The sequence below is a fragment of the Sphingobium sp. Ant17 genome, from assembly GCF_000588875.1.
In the GTDB taxonomy this organism is placed as follows: domain Bacteria; phylum Pseudomonadota; class Alphaproteobacteria; order Sphingomonadales; family Sphingomonadaceae; genus Sphingobium.
In genome coordinates, this window is record NZ_JEMV01000080.1 from 1 (window position 1) to 16234 (window position 16234).

13 protein-coding genes, 1 tRNA gene and 5 pseudogenes are annotated in these 16234 nt (G+C 63.4%); 5 read left to right on the top strand and 14 right to left on the bottom strand.

Annotation, left to right across the window (positions count from 1 at the left end; genetic code table 11):
- From BF95_RS21885 to rimP, 5 genes and pseudogenes are all read right to left on the bottom strand, one after another.
- The coding region (locus BF95_RS21885) for a translation initiation factor IF-2 associated domain-containing protein (protein ID WP_043154419.1) at positions 1-216 on the bottom strand (216 nt) is incomplete at its 3' end.
- Positions 217-274: 58 nt separating this feature from the next.
- Positions 275-943: a DUF448 domain-containing protein gene (locus BF95_RS21890; RefSeq protein WP_043154421.1), complete on the bottom strand. Its 669-nt coding sequence runs from the start codon at positions 941-943 to the stop codon at positions 275-277.
- 63 nt (positions 944-1006) lie between these two features.
- Positions 1007-1245: pseudogene (locus tag BF95_RS26730) on the bottom strand (tautomerase family protein).
- A 6-nt stretch (positions 1246-1251) separates the two neighbouring features.
- Positions 1252-2823: a transcription termination factor NusA gene (nusA, locus tag BF95_RS21895; RefSeq protein ID WP_043154423.1), complete on the bottom strand. Its 1572-nt coding sequence runs from the start codon at positions 2821-2823 to the stop codon at positions 1252-1254.
- 13 nt (positions 2824-2836) lie between these two features.
- A complete protein-coding gene (gene rimP, locus BF95_RS21900) occupies positions 2837-3361 on the bottom strand; it encodes a ribosome maturation protein RimP (RefSeq protein WP_043154425.1) in 525 nt (174 codons plus the stop codon).
- Between the two features lie 194 nt (positions 3362-3555).
- On the opposite strand from rimP, the gene BF95_RS21905 reads away from it, so the two are divergent.
- Both BF95_RS21905 and BF95_RS21910 read left to right on the top strand, forming a co-directional pair.
- Positions 3556-4692, top strand: coding sequence for a PQQ-dependent sugar dehydrogenase (locus BF95_RS21905; protein ID WP_043154426.1), 1137 nt, complete (start codon positions 3556-3558; stop codon positions 4690-4692).
- Between the two features lie 83 nt (positions 4693-4775).
- Positions 4776-5887, top strand: a pseudogene (locus BF95_RS21910) (NADH:flavin oxidoreductase/NADH oxidase).
- A 44-nt stretch (positions 5888-5931) separates the two neighbouring features.
- Here the strand turns inward: BF95_RS21910 and BF95_RS21915 are convergent.
- The 3 genes and pseudogenes from BF95_RS21915 to tpiA form a co-directional block, all read right to left on the bottom strand.
- A pseudogene (locus BF95_RS21915) lies at positions 5932-7565 on the bottom strand (CTP synthase).
- Positions 7566-7654: 89 nt separating this feature from the next.
- Complete coding sequence (secG, locus tag BF95_RS21920; protein ID WP_043154428.1) at positions 7655-8029, bottom strand: preprotein translocase subunit SecG; 375 nt, start codon at positions 8027-8029, stop codon at positions 7655-7657.
- 149 nt (positions 8030-8178) lie between these two features.
- Positions 8179-8931 (bottom strand): triose-phosphate isomerase, encoded by a 753-nt coding sequence (gene tpiA, locus BF95_RS21925; RefSeq protein ID WP_043154429.1) that lies wholly within the window; start codon positions 8929-8931, stop codon positions 8179-8181.
- Positions 8932-9135: 204 nt separating this feature from the next.
- Here tpiA and BF95_RS30810 point away from each other — a divergent pair.
- Together BF95_RS30810 and trpE are read left to right on the top strand one after the other, a co-directional pair.
- Positions 9136-11083 (top strand): annotated as a pseudogene (locus BF95_RS30810) (SurA N-terminal domain-containing protein).
- 1 nt (position 11084) lies between these two features.
- Positions 11085-12596 carry an anthranilate synthase component I gene (gene trpE, locus BF95_RS21935; protein WP_043154431.1) on the top strand — a complete coding sequence of 504 codons (1512 nt, stop codon included), beginning with the start codon at positions 11085-11087 and terminating at the stop codon, positions 12594-12596.
- A gap of 91 nt (positions 12597-12687) precedes the next feature.
- Here the strand turns inward: trpE and BF95_RS21940 are convergent, their stop codons facing one another.
- The 3 genes from BF95_RS21940 to BF95_RS21950 all read right to left on the bottom strand — a co-directional run bounded on the left by BF95_RS21940 (position 12688) and on the right by BF95_RS21950 (position 14328).
- Positions 12688-13413: an extensin-like domain-containing protein gene (locus BF95_RS21940; protein ID WP_043154434.1), complete on the bottom strand. Its 726-nt coding sequence runs from the start codon at positions 13411-13413 to the stop codon at positions 12688-12690.
- A gap of 3 nt (positions 13414-13416) precedes the next feature.
- Complete coding sequence (locus tag BF95_RS21945) at positions 13417-14187, bottom strand: NUDIX domain-containing protein (protein WP_043154435.1); 771 nt, start codon at positions 14185-14187, stop codon at positions 13417-13419.
- A 65-nt stretch (positions 14188-14252) separates the two neighbouring features.
- Positions 14253-14328, bottom strand: a tRNA-Ala gene (locus BF95_RS21950).
- A 118-nt stretch (positions 14329-14446) separates the two neighbouring features.
- Between BF95_RS21950 and BF95_RS21955 the strand changes: the two genes are divergently transcribed.
- Positions 14447-14782 (top strand): DMT family protein, encoded by a 336-nt coding sequence (locus BF95_RS21955; protein ID WP_043154437.1) that lies wholly within the window; start codon positions 14447-14449, stop codon positions 14780-14782.
- A gap of 6 nt (positions 14783-14788) precedes the next feature.
- Here the strand turns inward: BF95_RS21955 and BF95_RS26735 are convergent.
- From BF95_RS26735 to BF95_RS31205, 3 genes and pseudogenes are all read right to left on the bottom strand, one after another.
- Positions 14789-14908 (bottom strand): annotated as a pseudogene (locus BF95_RS26735) (S-adenosylmethionine:tRNA ribosyltransferase-isomerase); the annotation flags it as partial.
- Positions 14909-15081: 173 nt separating this feature from the next.
- A complete protein-coding gene (locus tag BF95_RS25830; protein ID WP_051520179.1) occupies positions 15082-15762 on the bottom strand; it encodes a site-specific integrase in 681 nt (226 codons plus the stop codon).
- A gap of 211 nt (positions 15763-15973) precedes the next feature.
- Positions 15974-16165, bottom strand: coding sequence for an integrase arm-type DNA-binding domain-containing protein (locus BF95_RS31205; RefSeq protein WP_443018411.1), 192 nt, complete (start codon positions 16163-16165; stop codon positions 15974-15976).
- Positions 16166-16234 lie beyond the last annotated feature (69 nt).

A 16234-nucleotide genomic window follows, 5' to 3' on the forward strand; every position in this document is an offset into this window, starting at 1 on the left:
GGCCGTCGGCGCAGGATCGGCCTGCGGCGTGGCAGCGGGCGCACCACCGGTGCTTTCGCCCGGCTTGCCCAGGACGCGGCGCCGCTTCACTTCGACCACGACCGTATTCTTGCGGCCATGGCTGAACTGCTGCTGCACCTGACCGGATTCCACGGTCCGCTTGATGCCCAGTGGCTTGCGGCCCAGAACCGGCTTGTCTTCCTTGCTGTCACTCATACGATCGAACTTAACCCTTCACTTCCGCTTCGGCCGGATAGGCCCGCCGACGCCTTATTTATACGTTTGCCTGGACGCCCGGCGCATCGGTAGAGCTTGGCTCCCCATGCACAGGCGCCCCAGCAGCGCAACCCAGATAGCTTTCCAATCGGCCGATGGCCGCACGCAGACGCGACGCCGCACGCGAGTCGGTCACTGCGATATGGACGACATTGTCGCGCCCCATTGCCATAGATAGGGCGTGCCGGTCCACAGGCAAGACGATGCCCGCAAGATCCGTGCCTTCCGCTTCCTGTCCGACGCGCAGCGCCTGGTCCAGTTTGCGGTTGCCGTCGGGTGCCGCATCCATTGCGTGGAGCAGCAACCTTACCTGGCCCTTGCGGCAGGCAACGTCAATCTTTTCCGATCCGGTCAGCAGCATGGACGCACGCGATTCCAGCCCAAGCCGGTCAAGCAGCGCGCGGCGCAGCCCGGTTTCGATTTGCTCCGCCAGATCGTCGGGGATCGCCAGCTCGCCGGTCTTGAAGGCGCGGGCGATGGCGCCGCGCAGCTTGCCCTTGGCCAGCGCGACTTCCAGTTCGGCGCGCGATACCCCGATCCAGGCACCCCGCCCCGGCGCCTTGGCGCGCAAGTCGGGCAGCAACTGGTCCTCCGGGCCGATGGCCAGGCGGATGAGATATTCGGGATCGGCGCGGTCGCCCGTTAATATGCATTTGCGTTCGGTCATGCCTGCCCCTCCGCCAAAACGGATGAACTGGCAACCCCAACGCTATTGGATAGGCCTAAACGCTCATCGGGGAGTGTCCGCAACATTGGCGTCCTCCCTTGATAAAGCGACAACCGGCGCGCGGTCAGCCAGAAGCTGTCCCGCCGCGCCGTAATTCTCGGTCGAAATTTCCGAAATCACCACCTGCACGGCAGCCGCAGGCTTTCCCAGCCGCTCAACGAGCGACTGGGTGACGTCGCAACGATCGCGGCTTTTTGCGCGCGCGTTGCCGTGCCGGCCAGACGGATATCGACAAATGGCATCTTGGCTCAGGCTTCCTCGTCTTCAAACCAATGCGCACGGGCGGCCATGATGATCTCATTGCCCTGCTCGTCCGACAGGCCGTAGGCAGCCAGGATGCCGCCCTTGTCCTCGGTCGTTTCGCTCTTGCGGCGGCGTTGGTCAACGCGCTTCTTCTGCACCAGCTCGTCGGTGGCCAGGTCGGCCAGATCGTCGAGCGTCTTGATGCCCGCCTTGCCCAGCGTCACCAGCATGGCTTCGGTGAGGTGCGGTATGTCGGCCAGCGCATCTTCGACGCCCAGACCCTGACGCTCTTCACGCGCAGCGGCTTCGCGACGATCGAGCGCTTCCTGCGCACGATTTTGCAGCTCGGCGGCGAGGTCTTCGTCGAAGCCTTCGATCCCGGCCAATTCCTCGATGCTGACATAGGCGACTTCTTCCAATTCGCCAAAGCCTTCGGCGACCAGCAGCTGCGACAGCGTTTCGTCCACGTCCAGTTCGTTCTGGAACAGTTCGGAGCGCGACACGAATTCCTTCTGGCGCTTCTCGCTGGCGTCGGCCTCGGTCATGATGTCGATCGCCTTGCCGGTCAGCTGGCTGGCGAGGCGGACATTCTGGCCGCGACGGCCGATGGCGAGGCTGAGCTGATCGTCGGGAACGACCACTTCGATCCGCTCTTCTTCCTCATCGATGACGACGCGGCTGACCTGCGCGGGCTGGAGCGCGTTGACGACGAAAGTCGCGGTATCTTCCGACCAGGGGATGATGTCGATCTTTTCGCCCTGCATTTCCTGCACGACGGCCTGCACGCGGCTGCCCTTCATGCCGACGCAGGCGCCGACCGGATCGATGCTGCTGTCGCGGCTGATGACGCCGATCTTGGCGCGGCTGCCCGGATCGCGGGCGGCGGCCATGATGGTGATGACGCCGTCGTAGATTTCGGGGACTTCCTGCGCGAACAGCTTCTTCATGAATTCGGGATGGGCGCGGGACAGGAAAATCTGCGGCCCGCGATTTTCGCGGCGCACGTTCAGCACGACCGAGCGAATCCGGTCACCGACCCGGACAACCTCACGCGGGATCTGCTGGTCGCGGCGGATGACGCCTTCGGCCCGGCCGAGGTTCACGACGACATGGCCAAATTCGACCGACTTGACGACGCCGGTGATGATCTCACCCACGCGATCCTTGAACTCTTCATGCTGGCGCTCGCGCTCGGCATCGCGGACCTTCTGGAAGATCACCTGCTTGGCCGACTGGGCGTCGATACGGCCCAGGTCGATGGCGGGCAGCGGATCGACGATGAAGTCGCCGACGATCGAGTCCGCCTTCAGCTTCTGCGCGGCCTTCAGGTCGACCTGCTTGAAATAATCCTCGACCGTGTCGACCACCTCGACCACGCGCCACAAGCGCAGGTCGCCGGTTTCCGGGTCCAGCTTAGCGCGGATGTCGTTTTCAGCGCCGTAGCGCGCACGCGCGGCGCGCTGGATCGCATCCTCCATCGCCTCGATGACGATGGCTTTGTCGATCATCTTTTCCGACGCCACCGAATTGGCGATGGCGATCAATTCTGCCCGGTTGGCGGAAATGGCGTTGGCCATGACTTATGAACCCTTATTCTTCGGTTTCAAATTCATCCGCCCCATCGGAGGAAAGCGGCATTGTAGCAGAAATCAGCGCGTCGGTCAGCACCAGCTTGGCACCATCGATCAGGCCGAAAGGAATGACGACATCGCCAACCTTGGTATCGCGAAACTGGATATCCTGGCCCTCGACCCCGCCAAGGATGCCCTTGAAGGTCTTGCGGCCCTCGATCGCCTCGGTCACGGTAATACGCGCTTCGAACCCGCCCCATTCGACAAAGTCGTGCAGGCGGGTGAGCGGACGATCGATGCCGGGCGAACTGACTTCGAGACGATAGGCTTCCTCGATCGGATCGACCTCATCCAGCAAATCGGACAGGCGGCGCGACAGGGCAGCGCAATCCTCGATCACCAACTGCTTGGTTTCGGGGCGTTCTGCCATGATCTGAAGCGTGCGATCATCGCCCGATCCGAACAGCTTGATCCGCACAAGGTCAAAACCCAAAGCCTTCGCTTCCGGTTCGATCAACGCTGTCAGTGCGGCGATGTCCGCCATGCGATCTCCAAATCCAATATATCTATGCGCGCTTTCGCTGCCGCAGGCTGGTAGCCTGCGACCCTGACATGTTTGACGATGTAAGGAAGCAACGCCGATATAGGCGGACACCATTAAATCTGCAACATTAATCGTCCTGGCTCATTCTAGCAGGTAAGACACACGCCTGAACGCTCAAAATATCGGAGACCGCGATGCGCCGCCTACCCCTCGCCGCCCTGCCCCTTATCCTGATCGCCTGCTCGGCGGAAAATGCGACGGGCCAAAATGCCGCCACGGCTTCGGACAGGCCGTTCGCCACCGCGACGATTGCGGATTTCGATGCGCCCTGGGCGATGACCTTCCTGCCGGACGGGCGCGCGCTGGTGACGGAGAAGGCGGGCGAGATGCTGTTGTTCGACCCCAAGAACGGCACCAAGATCCCGATCGCGGGCATCCCCGCCGTCGATAGTGCCGGGCAAGGCGCGCTGATGGATGTCGTGACCTCGCCCGGTTTCGCGCAGGACAAGATGGTCTATTTCAGCTTTTCCGAAAGCCGTGAGGGCGGCAAGGGTGTGGCGCTGGCCAAGGGGGCCTTTGCCCAGGCCAGCGACGGGACGACCAGCCTGACCGATGTGCAGGTGATTTTCCGCGCCACCCCCTATCTGGACGGCAATGGCCATTATTCGGGCCGCATCGCCTTTTCGCCCGACGGCCAATATCTCTTCTTCACCAATGGCGACCGGCAGAAATTCGATCCGGCGCAGGACCCCAAATCGACGCTGGGCAAGGTGCTGCGCCTCAACCTGGACGGCACGCCCGCAGCGGGCAATCCGCTGGCGGCCAAGGGCTTTCACCCGGCGATCTGGTCCTACGGCCATCGCAACCTGCTCGGCATTGCCTTCGACGAGAAGGGGCGGTTATGGGAGCAGGAAATGGGGCCGAAGGGCGGCGACGAGGTCAATCTGATCCAGCCCGGTTTGAACTATGGCTGGCCCGAAGTATCGAACGGCAGCCATTATGATGGTCGCGCGATTCCCGACCATCAGGCAGGCGACGGATATGAAGCGCCCAAGGTCAGCTGGAACCCGGTCATTTCGCCCGGCGGCTTGATCCATTATTCGGGCGACATGTTCCCCGCCTGGAAGGGATCGCTGTTCATCGGCGGTCTGTCGAGCAAGGCGCTGGTCCGCGTCAAGCTGGACGGCGAGACGGCGTCGAAGGCGGATCAATGGGACATGGGCGCGCGGATCCGCGAGGTCGAACAAGGGCCGGACGGCGCATTGTGGGTGCTGGAAGATGGCCGGGATGGATCGCAAGGGCGGCTGTTGAAGCTGACGCCCAAGCGCTGATTAGAAGCGCGAAGCCCTCGATCGCCTAGCATATCGGTCGAGGATATGGTGACAAGAGGCTTTGCCAAGTCGAAGGATAGCGCATGAGTGGCCCCAAATTATTCGAGCCGATAAGGGTCGGCGGCCTGACACTGGACAATCGCATCGTCATCGCACCGATGTGCCAATATTCGGCCGTCGATGGACAGATGAATGATTGGCATCAGATCCATCTGGGGCAGTTGGCGCTGTCCGGCGCGGGATTGCTGACGATCGAGGCCAGTGCCGTGCTGCCCGAAGGCCGGATCAGCCATGCCGATGTCGGCTTGTGGGACGATGCGACCCAAGGGGCGATGCAACAGGTGCTGGACAGTGTGCGCCGCCATTCCGACATGCCGATCGCCATTCAGCTGGGGCATGCCGGTCGCAAGGCATCGACGCATGTCCCCTGGCAAGGGGGCAAGCAAATCGCGCCGGACGCGGTCAATGGCTGGCAAACATTCGCGCCATCGGCCCTGCCCTTCATGCCTGGTAGTGCCGCGCCGCAGGCGCTGGACCGCGACGGCATCGCCAAGCTGATCGATGCCTTCGTGGGCGCGGCGAAACGGGCGCATCATCTGGGCATCGACGCCGTCCAGTTGCATGGCGCGCATGGCTATCTGCTCCATCAATTCCTCTCGCCCCTCTCCAACCAGCGGGATGACGACTATGGCGGCACGCTGGACAATCGGATGCGCCTGCCGCTGAAAATCTTCGACGCCGTCCGCGCCGCCTTCCCTGCCGACAAGCCAGTCACGATGCGCGTGTCCGGCACGGACTGGGTGGAGGGCGGATGGGATATCGAGCAGACCATCGTCTTCGCCAAAGCGCTGGAGGCGCGGGGTTGCGCTGCCATCCATGTGTCGAGCGGCGGGCTGCATCCCGATCAGGCCATACCGGTCGGTCCGAGTTATCAGGTGCCGCTGGCCCGCGCGGTCAAGCAGGCCGTGTCCATACCGGTCGTCGCCGTCGSCTGATCACTGATTTCGACCAGGCCGAAGCGATTGTCGGGACGGGGGACGCGGACATGATCGCGATCGCGCGGACGATTCTCTACGATCCACGCTGGCCATGGCATGCGGCGGCGCATCTGGGTGCCACCGTCAAGGCGGCCAACCAATATCTACGGTGCCAGCCGCGCCAATATCGCCATCTGTTCGACGCGGCGCGTCCCTGACCGACAGCAAAAAAAAGGGAGCGTCTGGCGCTCCCTTTTTTCTTTTACACCAACCGGCTTTGCTTGACCGCCGCTTCGATGAAGCTGGCGAACAAAGGATGCGGGTCGAAGGGTTTGGATTTCAGTTCCGGGTGGAACTGGACGCCCACGAACCAGGGATGGTCGGGCCGCTCGACGATTTCGGGTAACGTGCCGTCGGGCGACATGCCCGAAAAGATGAGCCCGCCCTTTTCGAGTGGTTCGCGATAGCCGGCGTTGACTTCATAGCGGTGGCGGTGCCGCTCGCTGATGTCGGTGGTGCCATAAACGCCCGCGACGACGCTGTTGCCCGTCAATTTGGCGGGGTAAGCGCCAAGCCGCATCGTGCCGCCCAGATCGGTTTCGGCGGTGCGCTGCTGCAAGCCTTCGGCGCTCATCCATTCGGTGATGAGGCCGACGACCGGCTCGCTGGTTTCGCCAAACTCGGTGGTCGACGCCTGTTCGATACCCGCTGTGTTCCGCGCGCCTTCGATACAGGCCATCTGCATGCCGAGGCATATGCCGAAGAAGGGCACACCGCGTTCGCGCGCGAACTGGACCGAGGCGATCTTGCCTTCGGACCCGCGCACGCCGAAGCCGCCGGGGACCAGGATGCCGTGCATCGGTTCCAGCCGAGCAGTGATGTCCGAATCCGCTTCCTCGAACAGTTCCGCGTCGATCCACTTGATGTTGACCTTCACCCGATTGGCAAGGCCGCCATGGTGCAGCGCTTCGTGCAGCGATTTATAGGCGTCGAGCAGGCCGACATATTTGCCGACGACGCCGATCGTCACTTCGCCTTCCGGGTTCTGCTGCCGGTCCATGATGTCGTCCCACCGTTCCATCACGGGGGCGGGCGCGTCATCGATACCGAAGGCGCGCAGGACTTCCGCGTCCAGCCCTTCGGCATGATATTGCTGGGGCACGGCATAGATGCTGGCGGCGTCGAGCGCGGGGATGACCGCTTCGGGGCGCACGTTGCAGAAGAGCGCGATCTTCTTGCGTTCGCTTTCGGGCAGCGGATGTTCGCAGCGGCACAGCAAGATGTCGGGCTGGATACCGAGCGACGTCAATTCGCGCACGCTATGCTGGGTCGGCTTGGTCTTCAGCTCGCCCGCCGCCGCGATATAGGGCACCAGCGTTACATGGACGAAGATCGACTGGCCGCGATCAAGGTCGTTATGCAGCTGGCGGATCGCCTCCATGAAGGGGAGCGATTCGATATCGCCGACCGTCCCGCCGATTTCGCACAGCACGAAGTCGAGACCGTCGACGTCGGTGAGCGCGAACGCCTTGATCTCATCCGTGACGTGCGGAATGACCTGCACCGTGGCGCCCAGATAATCGCCGCGCCGTTCCCGCTGGATGATCGTCTGATAGACGCGGCCCTGCGTCACATTGTCCGACTGGCGCGCCGAAACGCCGGTGAAGCGTTCATAATGGCCAAGATCGAGGTCGGTTTCCGCCCCGTCGTCGGTCACATAGACTTCGCCATGCTGATAGGGGGACATGGTCCCCGGATCGACGTTGAGATAGGGGTCGAATTTCCGAATACGGACGCGATAGCCCCGCGCTTGCAGCAGCGCTGCAAGGGATGCGGCCATAAGGCCTTTTCCGAGCGAGAGACCACGCCGCCGGTGATGAATATATACCGCGCCATGGGAGAAGAGGGTTAGCCTTTCGGAACAACAAAGGGCAAGCGCGCGAATCCACGCACGCTTAAAAAGATCGAAACTGACGATGAACGGTTTAGTTGGCGAGGGGAACCGCGCCGTTGGCCGCAGCAGCATTGCCGACCGAATCGGCAGCACCGGCCAGCGGATCGACGGTGCCAGTCGCGGGCGCACCCTGCGTCGTGGGCGCCTGTCGCACCAGCGAGGTGTCGATGTCGGTCGGGGCATGACGGACCGCCGCGATTACCGCCATGGCGATCGACAACAGAACGAAGACCGTCGCCAGGATGGAGGTGGACCGGGTGAGGAAATCCGCCGCGCCGCGCGCCGACATGAAGCCAGCCGGGCTACCGCCCACGCCCAGCCCGCCGCCTTCCGACTTCTGCATCAGGATGACGGTGACCAGCAGGGCGGCCACGATGGCCTGCACGACGAGAAGAAAAGTGAACATGCGACGGGTTTCTGTCCGGGTAAGGAGGGCGTTGCCGGGCACATAGCGACGAAGCGACGCGGGGGCAACCGCCGCTTTGTGCTTCCGCCTGTTGGGAGGAGGTGGCGACATTCAAATATCCTCCCCTTGCAGGCGAGGAATTTGATGCGCTATCCCTCAGCTCCGTCGGCCGCCGCGATGATGGGCGCGAATTTTTCGGCGGTCAGGCTTGCGCCGCCGACCAGGCCGCCATCGACATCAGCGATGGCCAGCAATTCGGCGGCATTGTCGCCGTTCATCGACCCGCCGTAGAGAATGCGCATGCCCTGCGCCTCATCGCCGATCCAGCTTGCCAGCGCCGCGCGCAAGGCGGCGTGCATGGTCGCTACGGCCTCCATCGTCGGGATGCGGCCAGTGCCGATCGCCCAGATGGGTTCATAGGCGATGGCCAGCCAGTCCGCCGCCGCGCCATCGGGCAAGGAGGCGAGCAGTTGCGCCGACACCACCGCTTCGGCATTGCCCGCGTCGCGCACGTCCAGGCTTTCGCCGACGCACAGGATGACGCCAAGGCCCGCTGCCTTGCCCGCCAGCGCCTTGGCCGCGACGTCGCCGTCGGTTTCATTCTGGTCCTGCCGCCGTTCGCTATGGCCGACGATGGTCCAACTGGCACCGGCCTCCGCCAGCATTGCCGCCGACAGGCAGCCGGTGTGCGCGCCGCTTACCGCGCTATGGCAATCCTGCGCGCCAATGAAGGCCCCGCCTTTGCGCGCATCCGCCATGGCAATGAGCGTTGCTGGCAGGCAGAGGCCGACCTCTACGGCAGGATGCTGCGCCGCGCGCGCGCCGATGGCGGCGACCTCGTCGAGCGCTGCCTGCATCCCGTTCATTTTCCAGTTGCCGACAACCAGCTTGCGCCTGCCCATCGTCTATTCCCCTTATTCTTTATTGCTGCACGTCGCCCCGCCCCTTCCGCCGCGCGCCTGTGCGGCGTCGCGCCTCCGTCGGAAAGAGCATGGACTGGTCGAAAGCGATGAACGGCGCTCATGCATTTGTCCAGTGCAAGCCTTGCCGCCGCGCGCATCCGCCCTTAAAGCGGGCCGCCATCCCGCCGCAGTTCGGATATTTTCATGCTTTCTGTCTTTCGCCGCCTCATCAAATCCCGGTTCGGCGCGCTGTTCGCGATTCTGTTCCTGGGGACGATCGCCGCCGCCTTCATCTTGGGCGACCTGTCCAGCGGCCAATATGGCACCAGCTTTGGCGGGGGGGGCACGGCAGCGAAGGCCAAGGGCTATAAGCTGACCGAAACCGAGCTGCAGGAGCGGATCCAGCGCGTATTCGAAAACGCGCGCCGTTCGACCCGGGTCTTCAGGTCAATGATTTCTTCACGCAGGGTGGCGCGGCGCAGGTCTATGACCAGCTGGTCGCGTCGTTGGCGCTGCGGGCCTTTGCCGATGACCAGGGCATGCATATCTCCAAGCGGTTGGTCGATGCGCAGATCGCGCAAATTCCTGCGTTCCAGGATGCGGCGGGCAATTTCAGCCAGGAGAATTTCCGCAATCTGCTGGCGCGTGAACGCCTGACGGAGAGGGATCTGCGCGACGATATCAGCCGCGAAATCCTCCAGCGCCAGTTGCTGACCCCCATCGGCATGGGCGTGAAGCCGACCGATAGCTTGGTCCTGCCCTACGCCTCGCTGCTGCTGGAAGCGCGGCAGGGCACGATCGCGGCGATCCCGGCGGTCGCTTTCCTGGACGAGAAAGACCCGACCGACGCGCAACTGGCCGATTTCTACAAGCGCAATGCCGATCGCTTCACCATCCCCGAACAGCGGCGCATCCGCTACGCCGTGGTCGATGCCCAGCGTTTTGCGCAGGCCGCGCAACCGAGCGATGCGGAGATTGCCGCCGCTTATAATCAGAACAAGGCCGCTTATGCCGCCAAGCAGAACCGGACGATCGAGCAACTGGTGCTGCCGACCGAGGCCGCTGCCAAGGCGATTGCCGACAAGGTGAAGGGCGGCACGGCGCTGTCCGCCGCTGCGCAGGGCGCTGGCCTGGCGGTGGCGACGCTGGCCGACCAGACCCCCGCCGCACTGACCACCACGCGGGCAAAGCTGCGGCCGATGCCGCCTTTGCCGCCAAGCAGGGCGACCTGGTTGGTCCCGTGCGCGGGCCGCTCGGCTGGCTGTTGCTGCGCGTGACAGCGGTCAAGGACATTCCGGCCCGACCGCTCGCCGCCGTGCGTGAGGAGATCGTCGCGACGCTGCGTGTGCAGAAGGAAAAGCAACTGCTGACCGACTTCACCGGCAAGATCGAGGACCAGATCGCCGATGGCGCGACGGTCGAGGAAGTGGTCAAGGATAATGGCCTGAAGCTCGAAACCAGCCCGTTGCTGCTCGCCACCGGCAAGCAGGTCGAGGATCAGGCCTATGTCGTGTCCCCCGATGTGCAGCCGCTGCTCGCGCCCGCTTTCGCGATGAGCGCGGACGATGATGCGCAAATGGTGCCGATCACGCCTGAAGAACGCTATGCGCTCATCGCACCGGGCGAGATCGTTGTCGCTGCGCCGCCGCCGCTGGCGAAGGTCAAGCCGATCGTGCAGGCGCAGTATAAGCTGAATGCGGGCAACGAAAAGGCCAAGGCCCTGGCCGAACAGATCCGCGCCAAGGTGGCCAAGGGCATGAAGCTGAACGACGCCATCGCCCAGGCCGGCGTCAAGCTGCCTGCGCCACAGACGCTGGGAGGCAAGCGCGCCGACATCATGCGCGGCGAACAGCGGCCGCCAGCCGAAATCGCCATCCTCTTCTCGATGGCGCCGAACACGGTCAAGACCCTGCCGATCGGTCAGGATCGCGGCTATTTCGTGGTGCAACTCAACGCCATCGAACGGGGCGATGCCAAGGACCAGCCAGAATTGATGGCGCAGATGCGCGATCAGCTGGGCGAGGTGATCGGCCAGGAATATGGCCAGCAGTTCGAGCGCGCGGTCGAAAAGCATCTGGGCGTCACCCGCAATGCCAATGCGGTCGAAGGCGTGCGCAAGGCGCTGGCCGCCACCACCAGCGGCGACCAGTAAAATGACGGCTGGCGGGGACGACGCAGCCGCGCGCGCGGCGTTGGCGCGCGGCGAATCCGCGCTGGTGTGGCGACGGCAGATTGCCGATACGGACACGCCGATCTCCGCCGCGCTGAAATTGTTCGAGCCGGATCGGGGCGACTATCTGCTCGAATCGGTCGAGGGTGGCGCGGTGCGGGGCCGCCACAGCCTGATCGGGCTCGCCCCCGACCTGGTGTTCCGTGCCCATGGCCAGAGCGCCGCGATCAACCGCCATTGGGCCACCGACCGCGACGCCTTCACGCCGCTGGAGGCAGGCGCGCTCGATGCGCTGCGCGATCTGGTTGCTGAATGCCGGGCAGAGATGGACCCGGCGCTGCCCGCAGCGCTCGCCTGCCTGGTCGGCTATTTCGGCTATGAGACAGTGGGTTTGGTCGAGAAACTGCCGCGCCCTGCCCCCAATCCGATCGACCTGCCCGACATGCTGTTCGTGCGGCCAACGGTCATCCTGATCTTCGATCGGCTCGCTGATCAACTCTATCTGGTCGCGCCGGTGTGGAAGGGCAGCTTTGCCGACCCGGATCGCGCCATTGCGCAGGCGCTGGAGCGGATTGAGGCGACCGCCGCGCGGCTTGCTGCGCCGATCCCGGCTACGTCCGCCCCGGCCGACATTGCCGACATCGCGGTGACGCCGGTGCTGGAGCCGGGCCGCTATGCCGCCATGGTCGATCGCGCCAAAGAGTATATTGTGGCGGGCGATATTTTTCAGGTGGTGCTGGCACAGCGTTTCACCAGCCCCTTCACCCTGCCGCCGATCGCGCTTTACCGCGCGCTGCGGCGGATCAATCCCTCGCCCTTCCTCTATTATCTCGACTTGCCCGGCTTCGCGCTGATCGGATCAAGCCCCGAAATCCTGGTCCGCGCGCGCGATGGCGAAGTCACGATCCGGCCGATCGCAGGCACGCGCCCGCGCGGCAAGAACGCCGTGGAGGACGCCGCGAACCGCGAAAGCCTGCTCGCCGATCCCAAGGAGCGGGCCGAGCATCTGATGCTGCTCGACCTTGGCCGCAACGATGTCGGCCGGGTAGCGACCGCTGGCAGCGTGACCGTGACGGACAGTTATACGGTCGAATTCTACAGCCATGTCATGCATATCGTGTCCAACGTGGTCGGCCATTTGGCACCGGACAAGGATGCACTCGACGCGTTGTTCGCTGGCTTCCCGGCGGGCACCGTGTCCGGCGCGCCCAAGGTGCGCGCATGCGAGATCATCGCCGAACTGGAACCAGAGACGCGCGGGGCCTATGCGGGCGGGGTCGGCTATTTCGGCCCGGACGGGAATATGGATAGCTGCATCGTGCTGCGCACCGCCGTGCTGAAGGACGGCGTGATGCATGTGCAGGCGGGCGCGGGCATCGTCGCGGATTCGAACCCTGACTATGAGCAGCGTGAGTGCGAGGCCAAGAGCGGTGCGCTGCTGGCGGCGGCGCGTGAGGCCGTGGCGTTGGCGCGGGATGCGGGGTTTGGGCAGTAACCTCTTCGCCGGGGCTGCGTAGCCGCGTTTTGCTCCTTCGTCAGGCTTCGCCCTGTCCCCTCCTCATCGCTACGCGACCAGGAGGATCAAGTCAGCGACAGGCCCGTCCCCCCATTGCCCCTCGCTCGGCCTGATCGAGGTGGAAATGGTCGCGGTGCGCGGCATTATAATCGGGTGACAGCACGGTCGAAAACAGATCGCATGCGCCGTCGCGTACCGTGCGCAGGAATTGCGCGTCCTCGCCCTCACCCTTCCAGTCGCGCAGCACGCTGATGCTGCGGCCATCGGCCAGGGTGAAGCCGGCCACGTCGAGCGCATCGGCGGTCGCATGTTCGCTGAAATCGCCTTCGCTGCGGCCATACATACGGCGGCAGCTATAGCTGCCCAGATGGCGCACAGACTGTACCGGCTGGCCATAGATGCGCTGGGCGGCGGGCTGCACCACTTGCCACTCCCACAGTTTAAGCGCCGCAACGACCGGGCAGGATGGCGCGACTGAGGCCGGGGCCAGCGCGATCGCGTCCTTTTGCGCGCGCAACCGCACTGCATCGGCATAGGCGCACTGGTCCGCTCCGCCCGGCTGCACCGCGACATAATCGACACCCGCCCGATCGAGCAGCGCGCGGCACTGTGCAGCGTCGCCCGTCAGCGCGGCCAGCTTGCGCCCGGTGAACATCCCGATCGGCTGGTTCAAGTCGAGATCGGTCCAGGGCACGTCCTGGGGCCGCTGCCGCACTACGGCATAGCCGAGCAGCAGGAGAAACAGCAGGACGGCGAGCAGGACGAGGCGGCGAAGGGTTATGTGGAGGGTGCGCATGGCTCAAGCACGCCTGACCCGCCCCATAGGTTCCGAGGTGATCGGATATCCCAGATGATCGGGGATACATAAATGCCGCTCGCCGCCGCGTTCTTCCTGCCACGGCTGCACTTTTTCGACGGGATAGGCGCGGGCATGGGCGACCAGTGCCGCATGGTTTGCGCATAGCGCCAGCCGTTCCAGATTGCGCTTTGTGGGATAGATCACCATGGCCGCGCCCGCATCGCATTGCGCCAGCGTGTCGGCCGCGCTGCTCCAGAACAGGCGCACATTTTCGGTCGTATCGACGGTGGCCATCTGTCCGTCCGGCGCGCGGGCGATATAGAAGCGCGTGTCGAATACCCGTGTCGCCAGATCGAAGGGCGCGGGATGCCAGCGGGCAAAGGGCGTCAAGGCATCGAACGCGACGCCCAGGCCATGCCGGTCGAGCAGGGTGCGCAAGGGCACACCGTCCTGCAGCCCGTCGCGCAGGCGCAGAACTGTGGCCGCGTCCATAGCCCCATGCAGCCCAATGCCCAGCCCCGCCTCCTCGATCGTCTCGCGAATCGCGGCGATGCGTGCGGCGGCCTCATCCTGATCCAGTCCATGGTCGATGCGCGCGGCGAGGTCATGATCGCCCGCATCGACCGCGCCGCCCGGAAAGACCAACGCACCCGCGGCAAAGGCCATGGTGCTGGCCCGCTCCATCATCAATATATCGGGCGGGCCATCGGCCCGGTCGCGCACGATCACGACGGTGGCAGCCGGGCGGCTGCGATCTTCCAAATCTGTCATGATACCGCCTTAGGCGCGCGGGGCGCTGGCGGTAAAGTCCTTCGAGCAACCCCAAAAGGAGGGGTTGGTGGAGCCTAGCGGGATCGAACCGCTGACCTCGTCATTGCGAACGACGCGCTCTCCCAGCTGAGCTAAGGCCCCAAAGGAGCGCTGCCTATAGGCGAGGGATTTGGCCCTTGCAACGGTCTTTTTGCACGATCGCTTGCATCGCTGCCTGCCATGGTGCCAGAGCGTTGGCCCCTTTCGCCATGAGGCCCGCATGCCCACCATCGCCCTGCTGATCATCTCCAACATCTTCATGACCGTGGCCTGGTACTGGCATCTCAAGGGCGGCATGGACAAGCCGATCCTGCTGGTCATCCTGATCAGTTGGGGCATCGCGCTGGTCGAATATTGTTTCGCCGTGCCCGCCAACCGGATTGGCTATTCGCAGGGGTGGAGCGCGGGGCAGCTCAAGGTCGCGCAGGAAGCGATCGCGCTGATCATCTTCGGCGGCTTCATGGTCACCGTGCTGGGCGAACCCCTCCACTGGCGCCACCTCGCCGCCTTCGCCTGCATCATGGGCGCGGTGGGATTTCTGTTCGTGGGGAAATGAGGGAGCTTAAGGGAGCAGGAGCGAACTGTCGCCATAGCTGTAGAAGCGATAGCCGTTGCCGATGGCATGGGCATAGGCGGCCTGCATACGGTCAGTGCCCATCAAAGCCGATACCAGCATGAACAAAACCTGGTTAGAGGTATTTTTCCTTATAAAATACAAATGTATAGGGGCAAGCGGGAGCCACCTTTCGATAACTCCCACCTACTTCCCATTCTGAGCCGAGAGGCTGAATTGCACCTCATCCTAGCAAAAGCATTTTGGTAGGATTGAACCGCTTAGATTGGCGTACCGTCCACCTACATGGCGGGCAGCACAGGCCCTTTCACCTCGGGCATCGCCTCTGCCCAGATTGTGCCCGTAACCTGCGAAGCGGCGTTCACCGCATGCAACAATGTATCGTCAGAGAGGTGTGCATACCGCTCACTGGTCCTGACCTGCGCATGCCCCAGCACCTTTGCCACCACATATAATGATTGCCCTGAATTTACGAGATTGGAGGCCGCGCTGTGCCGAAGATCATGCATACGCACATCGGGCAATCCTGCTCGTCGCCGTGCGTTGTCCCAGGCGTTATAAACGGATGTGAACGGCTTGAGGGTATCAGGGTTAGGGACGATGTATGGACAGGTGTCGAACCGGGGTATCGACTTGAGCACGTTAATCGCGTCGTCCGACAACGGCACATGACGCGGCTTGCCGGTCTTAGTCGTTGGAATTCTCCATGTTTTGCGATCGAACGATACTTCATCCCACTTCGCGTCCAACAGCTCGCGCTTGCGGCAACCAGTGAGCAGGAGAAGGGCAACGATGTAGCGCAACATGAAGTTCGGGCTTTCCTCCACCGCTTCCTTTAGCCGCTGCGTCTCCGCCGCCGTCAGGAAACGCTCGATACGATTTTCGGGATCTTTCTGCTTCACTCCTTCCAGCGGGTTCACCTCCGCACCTGGAAGACCCCACCGTTTGGCCATCCGCATCATGTGCCCCAGAATGACCTGCCATCGGTTCACAGTGGCCTGAGCGTAACCCTCTGCCCTTGCYGTCAGYCCATYACYMAAATCTCGGTTTGATTGAGTTCGTTGAGAAGTCTTTTTCCCCMATTTCGGAATTACATGCAGACGGAGATATCGCTCATCAATGTCATGGCTACGCTTATAGCTGCGGCTAAATTCCAGATATCGGACGGACAGTTCAGCAATGGTGGGGGATGCGACGATTAGCGTGACGTTCTTCCGCTGGATTTTGACCGACCGACACGCGCCCTTTGATACGTATCGCTTCTTTCTTAGCCTCCGCGAACGATATGTCCCCCAAGCTGGCAATCTTATATTGGCGTTGGCGACCGTATGGGTCTTTGTATCGAAGCGTAGGTGCCCTGCCCATTCGGTCGCATTTCGATTATGAACCAGAGATAGCCAGATCGAAAATTTCTCGTTGGCCTCGTGGGGGGGC